A 16076-nucleotide genomic window follows, 5' to 3' on the forward strand; every position below is an offset into this window, starting at 1 on the left:
CGGTACGCCCGTTCCTCGCGAGCTCAGCCGAAGACGACGCAGGAGGCCGCGGGGACCGGTACCGCGCCCTCGTAACGGGGCAGCCCCGTCGCCTCGTCCACGGCGAACCACGTCACGTCGCCGGACCGCTCGTTGGCCGCGTAGAGGAAGCCGTCGTACTGGGCGAGCGCGCGCGGCCAGTGCCCGCCGCAGGGCACCGTGCCGATGAGCCGGAGCGCCTCGCCCTCGACGGCGAGGATCGACAGCACGTCCTCGCCGCGGGTCGCGGTCCACACGAAGCGGCCGTCGGGCGACACCACGATCCCGGACGGATAGGCGTCGCCGGCCGGGGCGCCGGGCAGCACGGGGACCTCGGCCAGCGGCCTGAGCGAGCCGGCCTCGGCGTCCCAGCGGCACACCGTGACCGTGGGGGTGAGTTCGTTGATCACGTAGACGTGCGCGCCGTCCGGGTGGAAGGCCAGATGGCGCGGGCCGCAGCCGGGGCGCAGGGCGAACTCGCGGTGCAGGGCGGGGACGCCGCCGTCGAGGGTGCAGATCCGCACCGAGTCAGTGCCGAGGTCGACGCTGACGGCCCACCGGCCGCTCGGGTCGGGCTGCACCTGGTGGGCGTGCGGACCGCGCTGGCGCCGGTCGTGCGGGCCGGAGCCGGTGTGCTGGAGCCGCCCGGAGGGCTTGGCGGCGAGCGAGCCGTCCGGACGCACGGGTACGGCGGTGATGCTGCCGCAGCCGTAGTTGGCGGTCAGCACATGGCCGGCGTACAGGTCGAGGTGGGTCGGTCCGCTGCCGTCGACCCGCACGGGCGGCCCGGCGAGCTCCGGCCGGCCGTCTTCGACACGGTAGGCGGCGACGGCGCCCTCGGCCGTCTCGCTGACCGTGTAGAGCGTCTGCCCGTCCGGGGACAGGGCGAGGTAGGACGGGTCGGGTACGTCGTTCACCGCGGTGCCGAGGAGGAGGGCGCCACCCTTCGGCGCGACCTCGGCGGTCACGAGGCCGGGGCCGCCGGCCGCCGTGAACGAGCCGATGAACGCCCGGCGCCTGCCGGACCTGTCGTCCTGTGCCACCGCTGTCCCCTCTCGGTCGTGCCCGTCCGCGGCCGACGGTAGCAGCCGATCACGGGCGGTCTAGACCAAGAGGCGGGCGTTGTCGGCGGTTCTTTTCCTCGGCGAGACGGTGCTGTTGCCTCGCAGGCGCGCGTCCGTGCCCCACTGGCCTCTGCCATCACAGGCCGCACCGGAGCGATCCGAGCCGCCTCGCGCGGCTGGTCCAGCGGCGAGGCCGGGTCGGCAGGCTCCCTACCGCCGCCACAAAGCGGCGCAGTTCAGGCCCCCCACAGCCACCACCCCCACGCAGCGACCCGCCACGGCTCCGGGATGACCCAGCTCAGGCCCCCACCAGGCGCGACCCGGTGGGGGCCCGCAGGGGCTCGGCCAGGTCGGCGAGGGCGCGTTCCAGGCCGTGCAGGTGGGCCAGGGCTGGTTCGGCGGGAGGCTCGGCGGGGCTGCCGACATGCTCCAGCCGGCCCGCGGTGAGCGCCTCGACTGCGGACTCCACGCGCCAGCAGGCCGCGGCCAGGCGGGCGTCGTGCGAGGCCTCGGGGTCGGCGGCAACCGCCACCAGGCCACGCACCTCACGGGCGCAGTCGTCGAGGAGCGCGAGGACCCGGCGGGCGCGCCGCTTGCGGGCCGGCATCGGGTTCAGCGGATGCACCAGCGGGGCGACGGCCAGCCGCACCCGGCCGAGCAGCTGCTCCAGTTCGGCGACGCACGGCGCCGGGTCCGCCGTGGCGGAGCCCGCGAGCCGGGCCGCCGCCTCGGCCGTACAGGTGTGGACACAGCGCAGAGCCCGCTGGATCCAGGCGTCCGTGATGGCGTGGGTGGTGACCGGCAGGACGAACAGCACGGCGAGCGCAGCTCCGAGCGCACCCACGCCGGTCTCGGCGAGACGCAGCGCGAGCAGGCCGGGGCTCAGGACGCCGAGGAGGCCGTAGAGCAGTTCGGCGAGCAGGGTCACGCAGAGCATCATCCAGGTGTACGAGACGGCGGCCGTGTAGAAGATGCCGAAGACGGCGACGGCGACCAGGACCGCCGTCGGGACCGGCGCACCACCCACGGGGACGACGACGAGGAAGCCCAGGCAGATGCCGATCACCGTGCCGAGTACCCGGCGGAAGCCGCGTACCAGGGTCTCACCGCGCGAGGCGGTGTTGACGAAGATCCACCAGGTGGCGCCGACGGCCCAGTACCAGCGCTGTCCGGACACCAGTTGCCCGACGACCAGCGCGAAGCCCGCGCCGGCGGTCGCCTGGACGGCCTGCCGCGTGGTGACCCGGGCGAGGCCGCGCCCGGCGGGCGGGGCCGGTACGGCGGCCGGGGGCAGCCGGCGCTCGTAGCACCAGGCGCCGAAGCGCACCACGGCCGCGCTGAGCACGGACAGCAGGACGGCGACGTACAGCTCGGGCAGCTGCGCGGGGGTGGCGTGCAGGAACTGGGCGACGAAGAAGGTCATGAACGCGAACACACCGAGGCTGTGCCCGCGCGGTCCCCAGCGGCGCGCGTACACCCCGGCGCCGACGACGGCCAGGAAGACGAGGTCGCGCGCCACGGGCACGGCGTGCAGCTCGGCCGCGGCGGCGAGCACCGGCACGCCCACGGTGGGCAGCAACGCGGTGGTGACGGCCTGCCCGCGCACGGTGGGGTCGGCGACGGTGAACAGAGCGAGGAGGGCCGCGAGCCCGCCGGTGACCGCCCCGATGACGGACTGACCGGCGAGGAGGCAGACGACGACCGCGAGGCCGATGCCGAGGACGGCCCGCGCGGCGAAGCGCAACCGCGCCCGTCCCGGGTCCGGAGCCACGAACATCCTCTTCAGCACTGCTGCCCTCCCCATGGAAACCGGATGGAACACCGGCACAGAAAAGGCGCCGCGGGGGTCCGCAGCGCCATCGACCTGTCCATGAGAGCATCACCGAGGTCACTGGCTCAAGTGTGACCCGAATCGCTGTGCCATTGGACCAGTGACACCTGGGTATCCGTATGGCGCCGAGGGCCAACGGACCAGGTCGGACGGCACAGGCGCAGATGGGTCCGCTGAGCCATTGGTACAGTCATCCATCATGTCCGTGGACGAACTCGACACCCGCATCCTGCGACTGCTCCTGGAACAGCCGCGCACCAGCGTGCGCGAGTACGCCCGCATCCTCGGCGTCGCCCGCGGCACGCTCCAGGCCCGGCTCGACCGACTGGAGCGGGACGGCGTGATCACCGGCACCGGCCCTTCCCTCTCCCCCGCCGCCCTGGGCCATCCGGTGCTGGCGTTCGTGCACATCGAGGTCACCCAGGGCCATCTGGACGACGTCGGGGACGCGCTGGCCGCCGTACCGGAGATCGTGGAGGCGTTCTCCATCACGGGCGGTGGCGACCTGCTCGCCCGGGTGGTGGGCCGGGACAACGCCCATCTGGAGGACGTCATCCAGAAGCTCATCAGCCTGCCGGGCGTGGTGCGCACGCGTACCGAGGTGGCGCTGCGCGAGCGCGTCCCGCACCGGCTGCTGCCCCTGGTGGAGTCGATCGGCCGGGCGGCGCGCGCCTGACGCTTGGCATGCTGGGGCGCATGAGCGATCTCGGCGGCCTCTCGGTCATCTTCGATCTCGACGGAACGCTGGTGGACAGCGAGCCGAACTACTACGAGGCGAGCCGGCAGACCCTGGCCGGGCAGGGCGTCCCGGACTTCACCTGGGCGGACAACGAGGCCTACGTCGGCATCGGCAACCGGGACGCCACGCGGCTCTGGAAGGAGCGCTACGGCCTGAGCGCGCCGGCCGAGGACCTGCTCGCCGAGCTGAACCGGCGCTACCTGGAGATCGCCCGCACCCGTACGCCGGTGTACCCGGAGATGCGCAAGTTCGTGGAGCTCCTGGCCGCCGACGGAGTACCGACGGCGGTCGCGTCCGGCTCCTCCCCGGAGGCGATCGAGGCGATCCTCTCGGGCACGGGACTGGGCACCTACCTGCGCACGGTGGTGTCCGCCGAGGAGGTGCCGCGCGGCAAGCCCGCCCCCGATGTGCTGCTGGAGGCGGCCCGGCGACTCGGCGCGGACCCCGGCGACTGCGTGGTCCTGGAGGACGCGGCACCGGGCGCGGCCGCCGCCCACGCGGCCGGCATGCGCTGCATCGCCGTCCCGTACATGGCCGCCCAGGCCGGCCTGCCCGAGTTCGCCACGGCGGCCCTTCTGCTGCGCGGGGGTCAGACGGAGTTCACGGCGCAGTCGGCGTACGCGTGGCTCCGGGCCATGGCGCGGTCCCGCTGAACAGCACGCCGGGCCGGCCCCGTCCTGCTTTGGGCGTTCCTGCCGTGCGCGGGCGGCCGTGGCTGCCTAGCGTGATCCCATGACCACAGACCGGGGCGGGCCGGCCCCGCACGACCGACGGTGGAAGGCGCTCGCCGTCTGCCTGACCGCGGCCTTCATGACCTTGCTGGACACCTCGATCGTGAACGTGGCGCTGCCCTCGGTGGAGCGCGGACTGGACGCCAGCACGGCCGAGCTGTCGTGGGTGATGTCCGGCTATGCCCTCACCCTCGGTCTGGCCCTGGTCCCGGCGGGGCGGCTCGGTGACATGCGCGGACGGCGCCAGACCTTCCTGACCGGGCTCGCGCTGTTCACTCTCGCCTCGGCGGCCTGCGGGCTGTCCACCGGCGCCGCCTGGCTGGTGCTGTTCCGGCTGGTCCAGGGGGCTTCGGCGGGTCTGATCGCGCCGCAGACCTCGGCGCTGATCCAGCAGATGTTCCAAGGCGCGGAGCGGGCGCGCGCGTTCGGCATGATGGGCAGCACCATCGGCATCTCCACGGCGGTCGGCCCGCTCGCGGGCGGCCTGCTGATCCAGGCGGCCGGTGGCCCCGACGGCTGGCGCTGGGTGTTCTACGTCAACCTGCCGATCGGGGTGGCCGCCTTCTGCGCGGCGCTGCGGCTGCTGCCCCGCTCCCCCGGCTCACCGGGCAAGCACGAGTGCTTCGACGTGCCGGGGGTCCTGCTCCTCGGCTCCGGTGTGCTCGCCCTGATGCTGCCCCTGGTGCAGGAACAGCAGTGGCACGGACGGCTGAAGTGGGCCCTGCTCCCGTTGGGCGCCGGGCTGCTGGCCGCGTTCTGGTCGTGGGAACGGCGCCAGGGGCAGCGCGGCCTGGCGCCCCTGGTCGACCTGCGGCTCTTCTCCCTGCGCTCCTTCTCGCTGGGGGCGCTGCTGAGTCTGGTGTACTTCGGCGGCTTCACGACCCTGTTCTTCGTCTACACGCTGTTCCTGCAGAACGGCATGGGTTACGGCGCGCTGGCGGCGGGCCTGTCGTCCATGCCGTTCGCTGCGGGCTCGGCGGCCGGTGCCGCCGCGGGCGGCCGCCTGGTGGTGCGTTTCGGGCGCAAGCTGGTCATCGCCGGGCTGTGCACGGTGGCGGCGGGCATGTGCGGCGCCATCGCGGCCGTGCACTGGGTACCGGGGCGGGGCGTGGCCTGGGCGGCCGCGTTCCCGCTGCTCGTGGCCGGCATCGGCTCGGGCCTGACCATCTCCCCCAACACCACGCTCACCCTGTCCCTCGTGCCGGTCCGGCGGGGCGGGGCCGCGGGCGGGGTGCTCCAGACCGCGCAGCGCATCGGCGCGGCGGCCGGTGTCGCCGTCGTGGGCGCGGTGTATTTCGCCCACCTGGCCGACCACGCCGACCCCGCCACCGCACTCCAGTACGGCCTGCTCACCTCGGTCGGCATCATCCTGCTGGCCCTCTGCCTGGCCTTCGCCGACCTGCGGGAACGCCGGCTCCATCAGCAGCCGGCGCAGGAGAGGGAGGCGACGCGGGAGACGGTGTAGGGAGCGGTGGCCGGGCGGGGCACGGGGCGCGGTGGCGGGTCCCGGCGACCTGTGGGCGGCGTACCGGCGCGGCTACCGGCACGAGTGGAATGGATCCGCGCCGTGACTGCCGGGCAGCCGCATTCGGTGTCGCGCAGCCGGTGCCGACGGGCTCGGCTGGGCCCGGAACCGCTCCCCGGGGCACGTCCGCTCCGCCACCCGCCCACCCCGCGCTGTCGGCGCCCGGAACCGGCGCGGCCGAAGCCGCCGCGCCGGCCCTCACGACCTCCGGCGCGGCTTGCCCCGCTTGGGGGTCTGCTTGCCCCCCGCCGTGCGGGCGCGCGGGTTGCGGCCCGTCGGCTTCGGCGCCGGCTTCTGCCGGGTGCCGCTCGCCTCGGAGCGCTTCCGTTGCTGCTCGGCAGGCGGCTTGGTACGGCCACGCGTGCTGTTGACGGTGCGGCCGCGGACGATGCCGATGAAGTCCTCCACCAAATCGGTGGTTGCCTCCTCCGGCCAGGACAGGGCGACGCTCGACTGGGGGGCGTCGGTGACCGGGCAGTAGGTGAGGTCCTTGCGGTGGTGGAGGCGGGCCAGGGACTGCGGGACGACCAGCAGGCCGACGTTCGCGGCCACCAGCTCGATCGCGTCCTCTGTCGTCGCGGGGCGCTCGAAGGCGGGTTCGCCGGGCGGTCTTTCCCAGTCGAAGACGTCGTCCAGAGGGTGGAAGAGCACCTCGTCGGCGAGGTCGGCCACGGTCACCTCGTCCGCGGCCGTGATCAGATGGTCCTTCGGTACGACGACCACCGTGGTCTCGGTGTACAGGGGGATCGCGCTGAAGAACGTACGGTCCACCGGGAGCCGTACGAGGCCCGCGTCGGCCTCGCCCGCGCGCAGGAGATCGGGCGCCTCGGCTGCGGGGACCTGGACCAGGGTGAGCGGGATGTCCGGCCGGCGCTCGTTCCAGATCCTCACCCATTTGGCGGGCGTCACTCCGGGTACGTACGCGAGCCGGAACGACGGTGATTCCTCCGAGCCTGTCACCAGGCCAGGTTACCGGCCGTGGTCGGCGGCCCGGCACACGGCCGATACCCTTGGCCCATGAGTTCGCAGCAGAGCACCCAGACGATGAAGCCCGCGACCGCGGCGAAGAAGCTGGGTGTGTACCTCCCCGCCACCCCCGCCTCGTTCCAGGAGGGCGTCGTCACGCGCGCCGAGCTGAACGAGCTGCAGGCGAACCCGCCGGAGTGGCTGAGCGAGCTGCGGCGCAACGGTCCCCACCCGCGTCCGGTGGTCGCCGCGAAGCTCGGCGTGTCCATCGCCGGCCTCGCGCGCGGCGGGGTCACCGAGCCACTGACCACCGAGCAGGTCGAGACGCTCAAGCAGGAGCGGCCCGAGTGGCTGGAGAAGGAGCGCGCCACCCAGGCCGAGGTCCGCAAGGAGGCGGCGCGGATCAAGCAGCAGAAGAAGGAGAAGCAGGAGCGCGCCGCCGGGCGCGACTGAGCTTCCCTCGTGCTCCCCAGAACCGTTTTTCCACAACGCCCTCCGGCCTCGGAGGGCGTTGTCGGTGGCCTGCCCCACAGTTCCCGACACTTGATCAACAGGGGTGCGGGAGGCACGTATGGGGTGGGTGTCGGCAGGTGACTACGAAGTCGCCCTCGACGGCGGCAGGGTGGTGTGCCGCAACGCGTCCGGGCGGCGGCTGAAGTCGGTGCCGCCGAAGATCGCCGACGATCCCGCGGTCGTGGGCCTCAGGCAGCTCGTCGAGTGGCTGGAGCGGCACGAACGCCAGTGCCTGGCCACCGCCGAGCGGTGGATGGTCCGCTCGCTGCCGGTGCCGCTCGCCGTCCTCACGCGCGTGTGGCCCGACCCGGCCTGGCAGGCAGCGCTGCGCGACCTCGTGGTCACCGGTGCGGACGGGCAGGTCGCCGGCCTCCTGCGGGACGAGGCTCTGGGCGGTCCCCGTGGCCGAGCAGCTCACCCATGCCCTGAACGGCCGCCATGACCTGCTCTTCCTGGAGGTCACTCTGCTCGGTACGGCGGTGTAGGCGGCGGGCGACTGTCTGCTCGCCGGTTGCGAGGGCGTCGTACTGCGGCGGACCGCCGCCCACGACCACCCCGCGCTCGCGCATCGGGACAACCTGGGTCTGCTGGCGGCCGCCCGGGGCGCCCGGCTCCGGGTCGTCGCCCGGCTCACCCCGGCCCCGCACCCCCCGGGGACGCGGGCGCGGTGGGCAGGTCCGCGCGCTGCAGCCGGTCCAGACCCGCGTCGATCCGAGTACCGGCCTGCGCCGGATGCTCGGTGGCGAGGAGTTGGGCCCTGCAGGCGGCGCCCAGCTCCGAGGAGGCTCCGGTCCATGTGCTGCGCCGCCGCGTCCAGCAGGCGGTCTCGGGCGGGCGGCGGGTGCTGGCCTTCCCCGGCGACACGGCCGCCGACGTCCGGCGGCTCAACCGGTCCGGGCTGGCCACGGCGGGTGGTCTGCTGGAGGAGCTGCACGCGGCGGCAGCGGAGCGCTCCCGCGATGTGTTCGGCCGCCTGCTCCCCGCGGACCCGGACCGCTTCGCCCGCGCCTGGCCGGCGGCGGCCCGCTACACCGAGGAGGTGGACCGCGCGCTCTGTGTGGCGCCCTGGTCGGGATAGCGCGAGAAGGCCCCGGTCGGAGGTCCCGGAGTGAGGGGGCGAAGTGATACGACACCGGACGGGCCGCCGTTCCCCCGTGCCGGCGGCCCGCCGGACGTCCGTCCGCTCAGGCCGGTGCCGCCGGGTTGCAGTGTGCGACAGCCGGGGGCCGTAGGGGTATGCGTAGAAGTACGTACGCGACGGGCAGGACGCGCCGCCGAGGCGACCGGAGAGGAACAGGTGGGGCTGGACAAGGCCTATGAACGCATGACGGCGGTGGCCGTGGGGGCGCTGCACGAACGGGAGCCCGCGCGCCTGTGGCCGTTGCTCGCCGCTGCCCTGGCGGACCTGTGCGGCGGCGAGGCGGTCATCCGCAAGCTCGACGACTGGAGCGAGCACGGGGGCACGATCGGGGCGGCACCCGGCGCTGCCGCCGCCGAGCTGGAGCTGCTCGGGGAAGCGGACCTGGCGCTGCTCCGCGCGGGCTATCCCTTCGCCCGCCACTACGCGAACAGGACCGACCGGATGCCCGTCACCGCCCGCCGGACGGCGGGGCGGCGCTGGCCGGACAGTCCCATGGCGCATCTGCTCGGCGAGGCGCTCGACGTCGACCATGTGCTCGGCGTGCCACTGCCCGGGAGCACCACCCCGGTCACCGGCTGCCTGGTCTACCGCGCCGGTGCGGACTTCACCGACGACCATCTCGTCATGGCGGAGCGCGCACAGCCGCTGCTGGCGGCCGTGGAGCGGCAGCGGCAGCTGCTGGAGGAGTGGCGGCGCGGGCTCGGACCGGGCGGAGCGCCGGACGAACGGGCGGCGGACTGCGCGCTGACCCCGCGCGAGACGACCGTCCTGCTGCTGCTCACCGATGCGCTCACCGCCGACGCCATCGGCCGTCGCCTCGGCATCTCCGTCCGCACGGTGCACAAGCACATCGAGAACATCTACCGCAAGCTGGGCACCCGCGACCGTCTGGGCACCGTGCTGCGCGCTCAGCGACTCGGCCTGGTACCGGCACCCGGCCCACCCTGAGCCTGGGCTCGGCCTGCGTGATTCGTTACCGTGGAGCGGTCCGCCGGAGCCGAGCTTTCCTGAAGGGTTGTCAGCCAATTTGTCACGTGATAGGGCGACCGTACCGGGAGCCGGGAGCCGGGAGCCGGGAGCCGGGAGCCGGGAGCCGGGAGCCGGGAGCCGGGAGCCGGGAGCCGGGAGCCGGGAGCCGGGAGCCGGGAACCGGGAACCGGGAACCGGGAACCGGGAACCGGGAACCGGGAACCGGGAACCGGGAACCGGGAACCGGGAACCGGGAACCGGGAACCGGGAGCCGGGAGCCGGGAGCCGGCTGAGGGCTTTCTGCGCGTACCGGTAGGCCCCGATGCCCACCGCTGGCGCACCTTCCCCGACGAGCGGACGCTCGTGGTCGCCGCGCGTACCGTCACCTCCACCGTTCGTGTGCTGGAGGTGCTGCCCGGGCTGCTGCGTGACGACCCGCGGGTGAGCGTCGTCTTCGCCCACGACCCCACCTCCGCCTTCGCCGACGGGGTGCGAGAGCTCCTCCGGGACTCCGGATGCCGGGTCATGCCCTGGGACCAGCTGGCGCACATCAGCCCCGATCTCATCCTCACGGCCAGCGAGAACGTGGACATACCGGAGGGCGACTGCCCGGTCCTGGTGCTGCCGCACGGCGTGGGCTTCCAGAAGCGGGTCCCGGACGCACGTGGGGCGCACGACCGGCTCTCCGGCCTCGTCCCCGACGCGCTCCTGGAGTCCGGCCGGGCCTGGCTCGCCGTATCGCACCCGGACCAGGAACGACAGCTCCTCGCCGCCCACCCGAAGACCGCCGGCCGCACCCTGCTGCTCGGCGACCCCTGCTACGACGAGTTGCTCGCCGCCCGGGCCCGCAGGGACGCGTACCGGCAGGCCCTCGGTGTCGATGAGGGCCGGCGGCTCGTCGTGATCAGCTCCACCTGGGGGCCGACCTCGCTGCTCGGTCGGCATCCCGATCTGCCGGTCCGTCTGCTGGGGGCGCTGCCGTACGACGCCTACCGGGTCGCGGCCGTCGTCCACCCCAATGTCTGGTCGGCACACGGGACCTGGCAGATCCGCGCGCTCCAGGCCTCGGCGCTCGACGCGGGCCTGCTGCTGATGCCACCCGTGCACGCCTGGCGGGCGGCGCTCGTCGCGGCGGACGTAGTGATCGGCGACCACGGTTCGGTGACCCTGTACGGTGCCGCCCTCGGCCACCCGCTGCTGCTCGCCGCGTTCGGCGCCGACGCGGTGCCGGAGACGGCGGCGCACGATCTGGCCGCCGCGGCCCCGCGGCTGGATCCCGGTGGCGATCTGGCGGCTCGGATCGAGGACGTCGTACGCGACCACACGAGCGTGCGGTACGCCTCTGTGACACGGCGGGCCTTCGCCGGCTCGGGCCGGGCCGCGGCGCGGCTCCGCGCGGCCGTCTACGAACTGCTGGATCTTCCGGAGCCCACCTCGGCACCCCCGCCGGACCTGTTGCTGCCCGTGCCGGAGCGGGCCGCCGAACCCGTCACCTCCTGGCTGGTCGTCACCGAGGTGGGCGAGGAGCCGGCCGGTCCGGTCGTGTCGGTGCGCCGGTATCCGGCCGAGGCGCGGGCGTACGCACACGGCGGACCCGAGGCCGAGGAGGACGGCCCCGGCGCAGCCGCGTACCGCTGCGCGCATCTTGCCTGCTCGGACACGGAACGCGACCGTCGGCTGCTGGAGAGCGCCTCGGTGATCGAGCGGGCCGACCGCGCCGGATCGGTCGCCGAGGCGCTGCGCTGGATCCGTGACACCCTGGCGCGGCTGCCCGGCAGTCTGCTGGCCGCCTGCGCGGTGCGGGGCGGTGGCCATCTGGTGGGGCTGCGCGACGGCCGGGTGGTCGAGGCGGCGGTGACCGGGCCGACGGCGGCGCCCGGACTCGTGGCGGCGATCGTCTACTCCCAGCTGCGGCAAGGGCTACCGCCGGGCGAGGCGCTGCTGACCCTGCGGATCGCCGGGGTGCGGGACGAGGACGTCGTACTCCGCCCGCGCCCCGCGTCTGCGCGTCTCAGCTGAGGTCCCTCAGCCGGCGGCGGACGTCGTCCGCGCGCCGGTTGCCGTTCGTCTCGTGGATCTCGAGGGCGCGGTTCAGCCACGCGCGCACCCGGTCCGGGTGGCGGCCCGTCCGCTGCGCGAGGTCGGCGAGTTCCTCCCGTGCGTCGGCCTCGTAGCTGTACGCGTGCCGCGCCTTCAGGGTGTCGGCCGCCGTTTCCAGGGCGTGGAAGGCTGCGTCGAACTCGGCGCGGTGGGCCTGGGCCCGGCCGAGGGCGAGGAGGGCGCGGGCCGCCATCCGCTCGTCTGGTTCGGGGAGGTTCAGCAGGTCCGTGCGTGCCTGGCCGAGCAGGGTGAGGGCCTGCTCGTGCTCTCCCTGGGCGTCCAGGGCCGAGCCCAGGAAGAGCAGGGCCAGGGCCTCGCCGCGCCGGTCCTGGGCGCGGCGGTTGAGGTCGAGGCAGTAGCGGTACGTCGCCACGGCCCGGGCGGGGTCGGAGAGTTCGAGGTGGCGGCCGTGGAACTCCTGGACGGAGGCGCGCAGCAGCAGTCGGTCGGTGGGCTCGGCGAGGGCGACGGCGCGCTCCAGTTCGGTGCGGGCGCGGTCGTGTTCGCCGAGGTCCGTGAGCGGGCGCGAGAGCAGGCTGCGCAGCCGGGCCTCGCCGGCGAGAGCCTCGGCCGCGACGTCGGCGGGGGTGGCCGGGTCGGCGGCGAGCGCGGCAGCGGCCTCGCTGCCCAGAATCAGGGACTCCTTCCACGCGCCGAGGTGGCGGTGGTGCAGGAACAGCACGGTGAACGCCTCGGCCAGCGGCCAGGCCAGGGCGTTCAGGCGGTGGCGTACGGCCGCGCGCAGGACGGCGAGGATCGCGGGGCACTCGGCGTCGAGCCAGGTCAGCGGGGCGGGGCCGCCGGGTGCGGAGAAGGGGTCCGTGGCCCGTGTCAGCAGCTCGGTCAGCTCGGCGACGCGCAGCCGGTCGGCGCGCAGTGCCCGGTCGGCGAGGGCCGCGAGGACGAGGTAGTGCCTGGTCACCCGCTCGATGAGGGCCCTCTCCTCGGCGGGCCGCTCCTCCGCCACGGCACGCTCGCGGGCGTAGAGGCGGACGAGGTCGTGGACGCGGTAGCGGCCGTCGCGGTCGATCTCCAGCAGGCTCGCGGCGGCCAGTTCGCGCAGCAGCCGTCTGGCCGTGCGGCGGTCGACGCCCGCGGCGGCGGCCGCGACCGACTCGTCGAAGAGTCCCGTGGGCAGCCAGCCCAGCAGCCGGAACATGCGGGCCGGGCCCGGCGGCAGCAGCCGGTAGGAGGGGCCGAGGACGGCCGACAGCGAGTAGTCGCCGCCGGGCAGGGAGATGCCCTCCAGCCGTTCGGCCTCGTCCGCCAGCTCCTGGGCGAGGTACGTCAGGCTGGGGGCGTCGCCGGTGGTCAGCCGGGTCGCCACGATGCGCAGCGCCACCGGCAGTCCGCCGCACAGCTCCACGAGACGTCCGGCCGCACCGGGTTCGGCCGCGACCACGTCCCCTCCGCACTGGTCGCTCAGCAGCTTCAGGCCGCCGGGTGCGTCGAGGGGTTTCAGTTCGATGAGTTCGGCGCCGTCCTGCGCGACGAGTTCGCCGAGTTTGCTGTGGCTGGTGACCATGACGGTGCTGCCGGGACCGGTGGGGATCAGCGCTCGCACCTGGGCGGCCATGGTGACGTTGTCGATGAGGACGAGCATGCGCCGGTCGCGGGAGTGGGTTTCGTACTGCCGCCTCAGCTCCTCGAACCGCTCCGAGACATGGGCGTCGCTGCCCAGCAGCGCCCGCAGGATCGAGGCGAGGGCCTGTGAGGTCGCGGCGGGACCCATGGCCGCGCCCACGGCGGACTCGTCGCGCAGGGCGGCGTAGTCGACGTAGAAGAGGCCGTCGGGGAAGTCCTCGCGCCGGGTGTCCGCCCAGCGGCAGGCGAGCGCCGTCTTGCCCACCCCGGGCAGCCCGGCGAGGACCGCGAGCCTCACCCTGCCGGGCTCGCCGCACAGGCTGTTCATCCGGTCGAGTTCGGCGATCCGGTTGCTGAACATGCCGGTCAGCGCGGGGAGATGGTCGGGCTGGACGCCGGGCGCCGGTGCGGCCGGGCGGACGTCGAAGGCGATGTCGTACGAGGTTCCCGGCAGTACCTCGGCCAGCAGCCGGCGCAGTTCCTCCGCCGCCTCGGGGTCGTCCTGGAGGATGCGGAGCAGGCGCCGCTCCCAGTCGGCGGCGAGCCGGTTCGCCGCGTCCTCCTCGTCGCCGCCCTGCCTGGCCGCCGCCAACTCCTCGCGGGCGAAGTCCAGTTCACCGTCCTCTCCGCGCCTGGAGAGCCAGCGGGTGAACCGCCGGCCGCCGTGCTTCATCTTCAGCCAGGCGTCCGTGACCATGAGCCCGACCAGAGCCGTGGCCCCCTGGGCGGCGAGCGTTCCCAACTCGGCTTCCACCAAGCCCCCTTACGTCGTCCAGCGGCACCGGGACAGGCGGACCCCACGGTAGAACGATCTTCGCCGGATTCCCAGTCGGCACCGCCGGAGAGCCGACGTCATCACGCCGGAGACCGGCTTCGCGCCCGGAGCCGGCGCCGCCGGGGTCGACCGAGGAGGCAAGCGGAAGCATCACGCCGACACCGTTCCGGGAGCGAGAGCACGAGCGATTGCCGGCTGTCGCGACTGACGACAAGTCAGGCAAATTCGGCAGAATCCCTCGAGGGGCCCCCGCTTCCGTGGTGTGTGCCGTGTCACGTATTCCAAGTTCCGCCTAAGTTGTCTGCATCACAGCGGAAATGTCCATTTAGCATCCATGCTCGAAACAGACACCGACTCCCGAAGTCGGGCGTATCGGCAACCTCTTGGGCGCGAAGTTACAAAGTGACCCATGCCACAGCACTCGTGACATTCTCCCCTGTCCCCTCGGAAAGGTGCCCCACTATGTCCGCTTACGTCTGTCCTCCTGCCGTGATACATGGCGAGCACGCCGTGAAGACCAGCGAGATCGTGGCGGAGGTGCGCGACCGGCATCCGCATGCGCCGTGGGCGCCGCGGATCGACGGCATCGCGGCCAGCACGGGCATCGAGACCCGCGGGTGGATGCTGCCGCTGGAGACCGCCGTCGCACCCGGCAACGGCGGTGGCCTGCGGGCTGTCGGCATCGGTTCGGCCCAAGAGGCGCTGGCGCGCGACGGGTTCAGCCAGCAGGACGTGGACCGCGCGATCGCCGCACTTGAGGCGATACCCGGGCCGCAGACGGTCCAGGAGCGCACCGCGCCGGCCTGGGAGGCCGTGCAGTCCTACGGGGAGCATGCGGCACGCGGGGCCCTGCAGATCGCCGGGCTGGACGCCACGGACGTCGACTGCCTGATCACCAGCCACTCCACCACCCCGGCGCTGCCTGGTCTGGACATCGCCCTGGCCAACAAGCTTCCGCTCCGCAGCGACGTGATGCTGCTGCCGGCCACGCAGTGGGCCTGTATCGCGGGGACCCGCTCCCTGGCGCTGGCGGCGGATCTCGTGGCCGCGGACCCCGACCGGGTGGTCCTGGTCGTGATCGCGGAGGCGCTGAGCACGACCTACCAGCCCGCGGACGACACTCTCGAGTCCCTGATCGTCCGGTTGCTGTTCGCGGACACCGCGGTCGCCGCGGTGGTCACGGGCCGCCCGAGGCCCGAGTCGGTGCTGCGACTGGACTCCGCCTGGCACCACACCCTGCCCGGCACCCAAGACCTGCACCGCCTGGAGACGAGGGCGGACGGCACCCACTTCGTGATGGACCGGCGCGGGCCGCGCGCCGTGCAGGAGACGGTCACCGCGATGTGGGAGTGGCTGCGCGTCCGTTACGAGGACGACCCCGACGCCTGGCACCCCGACGTGCTGCTGGCGCACCCCGGCGGGACCCGGGTGCTGGAGTACATGGAGCAGACGATGCCCGACGCGTGGCCGTCGGGGCTGCTGGACTACAGCCGGGACAGCTACACCACCGGCAACCGCGGAGGCGCCGCCGTGTTCGACATCATGCGGCGGGCACACGACGCCGGGCAGAAGTCCGGCGACCGCGCCGTCCTGTACGCGGCGGCACCGGGCCTGACCGCCACCGCCCTGGAAGGCCAGTGGCTGTAGTGCGAGCCCGCGCCACCCGGACCAGCGAACGGGCCCTCGGCATCACCGGTCACGCCACCGGTACCGCTGGGGGCACCGTCCGTGGCATCGGTGGCGCCGGGTGACCCGTACGGCGCCCGTACGCCAGCCGCGCTCCCCTCGATTGCGGCCGCGCCCCTGCCGCGCTCCCATGCGCCGGCCGCTCCCTCGCCCTGCGCCCGCGTCACCTCGCGACTTCCGCCCAGACCACCTTGCCGGTGTCCGTCCACCGCACCCCCCACCGGGTGGTGAGCCCGTGCACGACGCGCAGGCCACGACCGCCGTCGTCGAGGAGGCCGCCCCGCCTCAGACGGGGCCTGCTGCGCTCCCATGCGCCGGCCGCTCCCCCGCCCCGCAGTCGCGTCACCTCGCGACTTCCGCCCAGACCACCTTGCCGGTGTCCGTCCACCGCACCCCCCACCGGGTGGTGAGCCCGTGCACGACGCGCAGGCCAC

Annotated in this window: 12 protein-coding genes and 1 pseudogene; 9 read left to right on the forward strand and 4 right to left on the reverse strand. The window is 73.9% G+C overall.

The window, feature by feature from the left end; all coding sequences use genetic code 11:
* Window positions 1-23 precede the first annotated feature (23 nt).
* Both ACFYOH_RS24765 and ACFYOH_RS24770 read right to left on the reverse strand, forming a co-directional pair.
* A complete protein-coding gene (locus tag ACFYOH_RS24765) occupies window positions 24-1061 on the reverse strand; it encodes a lactonase family protein (RefSeq protein WP_388629168.1) in 1038 nt (345 codons plus the stop codon).
* A gap of 319 nt (window positions 1062-1380) precedes the next feature.
* On the reverse strand, window positions 1381-2871 hold the full coding sequence (locus tag ACFYOH_RS24770; protein ID WP_388629171.1) for an FUSC family protein: 1491 nt from the start codon (window positions 2869-2871) through the stop codon (window positions 1381-1383).
* 241 nt (window positions 2872-3112) lie between these two features.
* On the opposite strand from ACFYOH_RS24770, the gene ACFYOH_RS24775 reads away from it, so the two are divergent.
* The 3 genes from ACFYOH_RS24775 (at window position 3113) to ACFYOH_RS24785 (ending at window position 5848) form a co-directional block, all read left to right on the forward strand.
* Window positions 3113-3589, forward strand: a complete 477-nt coding sequence (locus tag ACFYOH_RS24775; RefSeq protein ID WP_388629174.1) for an Lrp/AsnC family transcriptional regulator — start codon at window positions 3113-3115, stop codon at window positions 3587-3589.
* Between the two features lie 20 nt (window positions 3590-3609).
* Entirely contained in the window at window positions 3610-4305 is a 696-nt protein-coding gene (locus ACFYOH_RS24780; RefSeq protein WP_388629177.1) for an HAD family hydrolase, read from the forward strand.
* Window positions 4306-4384: 79 nt separating this feature from the next.
* Window positions 4385-5848 (forward strand): MFS transporter, encoded by a 1464-nt coding sequence (locus ACFYOH_RS24785; RefSeq protein ID WP_388629180.1) that lies wholly within the window; start codon window positions 4385-4387, stop codon window positions 5846-5848.
* Between the two features lie 258 nt (window positions 5849-6106).
* Here the strand turns inward: ACFYOH_RS24785 and ACFYOH_RS24790 are convergent, their stop codons facing one another.
* Window positions 6107-6868 (reverse strand): LysR family transcriptional regulator substrate-binding protein, encoded by a 762-nt coding sequence (locus ACFYOH_RS24790; RefSeq protein ID WP_388629183.1) that lies wholly within the window; start codon window positions 6866-6868, stop codon window positions 6107-6109.
* Window positions 6869-6925: 57 nt separating this feature from the next.
* Here ACFYOH_RS24790 and ACFYOH_RS24795 point away from each other — a divergent pair, with 57 nt between their 5' ends.
* The 5 genes and pseudogenes from ACFYOH_RS24795 to ACFYOH_RS24815 all read left to right on the forward strand — a co-directional run bounded on the left by ACFYOH_RS24795 (window position 6926) and on the right by ACFYOH_RS24815 (window position 11516).
* Complete coding sequence (locus ACFYOH_RS24795; RefSeq protein ID WP_388629186.1) at window positions 6926-7327, forward strand: DUF5997 family protein; 402 nt, start codon at window positions 6926-6928, stop codon at window positions 7325-7327.
* A 118-nt stretch (window positions 7328-7445) separates the two neighbouring features.
* A pseudogene (locus ACFYOH_RS24800) lies at window positions 7446-7769 on the forward strand (DUF4132 domain-containing protein); the annotation flags it as partial.
* A 357-nt stretch (window positions 7770-8126) separates the two neighbouring features.
* The gene (locus tag ACFYOH_RS24805) at window positions 8127-8465 is read left to right on the forward strand and encodes a hypothetical protein (RefSeq protein ID WP_388629189.1); all 339 of its coding nucleotides are present in this window, start codon (window positions 8127-8129) and stop codon (window positions 8463-8465) included.
* Window positions 8466-8684: 219 nt separating this feature from the next.
* On the forward strand, window positions 8685-9476 hold the full coding sequence (locus ACFYOH_RS24810; protein WP_388629191.1) for a LuxR C-terminal-related transcriptional regulator: 792 nt from the start codon (window positions 8685-8687) through the stop codon (window positions 9474-9476).
* 384 nt (window positions 9477-9860) lie between these two features.
* Window positions 9861-11516 carry a hypothetical protein gene (locus tag ACFYOH_RS24815; protein ID WP_388629194.1) on the forward strand — a complete coding sequence of 552 codons (1656 nt, stop codon included), beginning with the start codon at window positions 9861-9863 and terminating at the stop codon, window positions 11514-11516.
* Here the strand turns inward: ACFYOH_RS24815 and ACFYOH_RS24820 are convergent.
* Window positions 11509-13935 carry an ATP-binding protein gene (locus tag ACFYOH_RS24820; RefSeq protein ID WP_388629196.1) on the reverse strand — a complete coding sequence of 809 codons (2427 nt, stop codon included), beginning with the start codon at window positions 13933-13935 and terminating at the stop codon, window positions 11509-11511. The two genes, ACFYOH_RS24815 and ACFYOH_RS24820, sit on opposite strands and share 8 nt — an antisense overlap.
* A gap of 483 nt (window positions 13936-14418) precedes the next feature.
* Here ACFYOH_RS24820 and ACFYOH_RS24825 point away from each other — a divergent pair, with 483 nt between their 5' ends.
* Window positions 14419-15603, forward strand: a complete 1185-nt coding sequence (locus ACFYOH_RS24825) for a type III polyketide synthase (protein ID WP_388629198.1) — start codon at window positions 14419-14421, stop codon at window positions 15601-15603.
* Window positions 15604-16076 lie beyond the last annotated feature (473 nt).

Source organism: Streptomyces sp. NPDC007856 (assembly GCF_042868225.1).
Classification (GTDB): domain Bacteria; phylum Actinomycetota; class Actinomycetes; order Streptomycetales; family Streptomycetaceae; genus Streptomyces.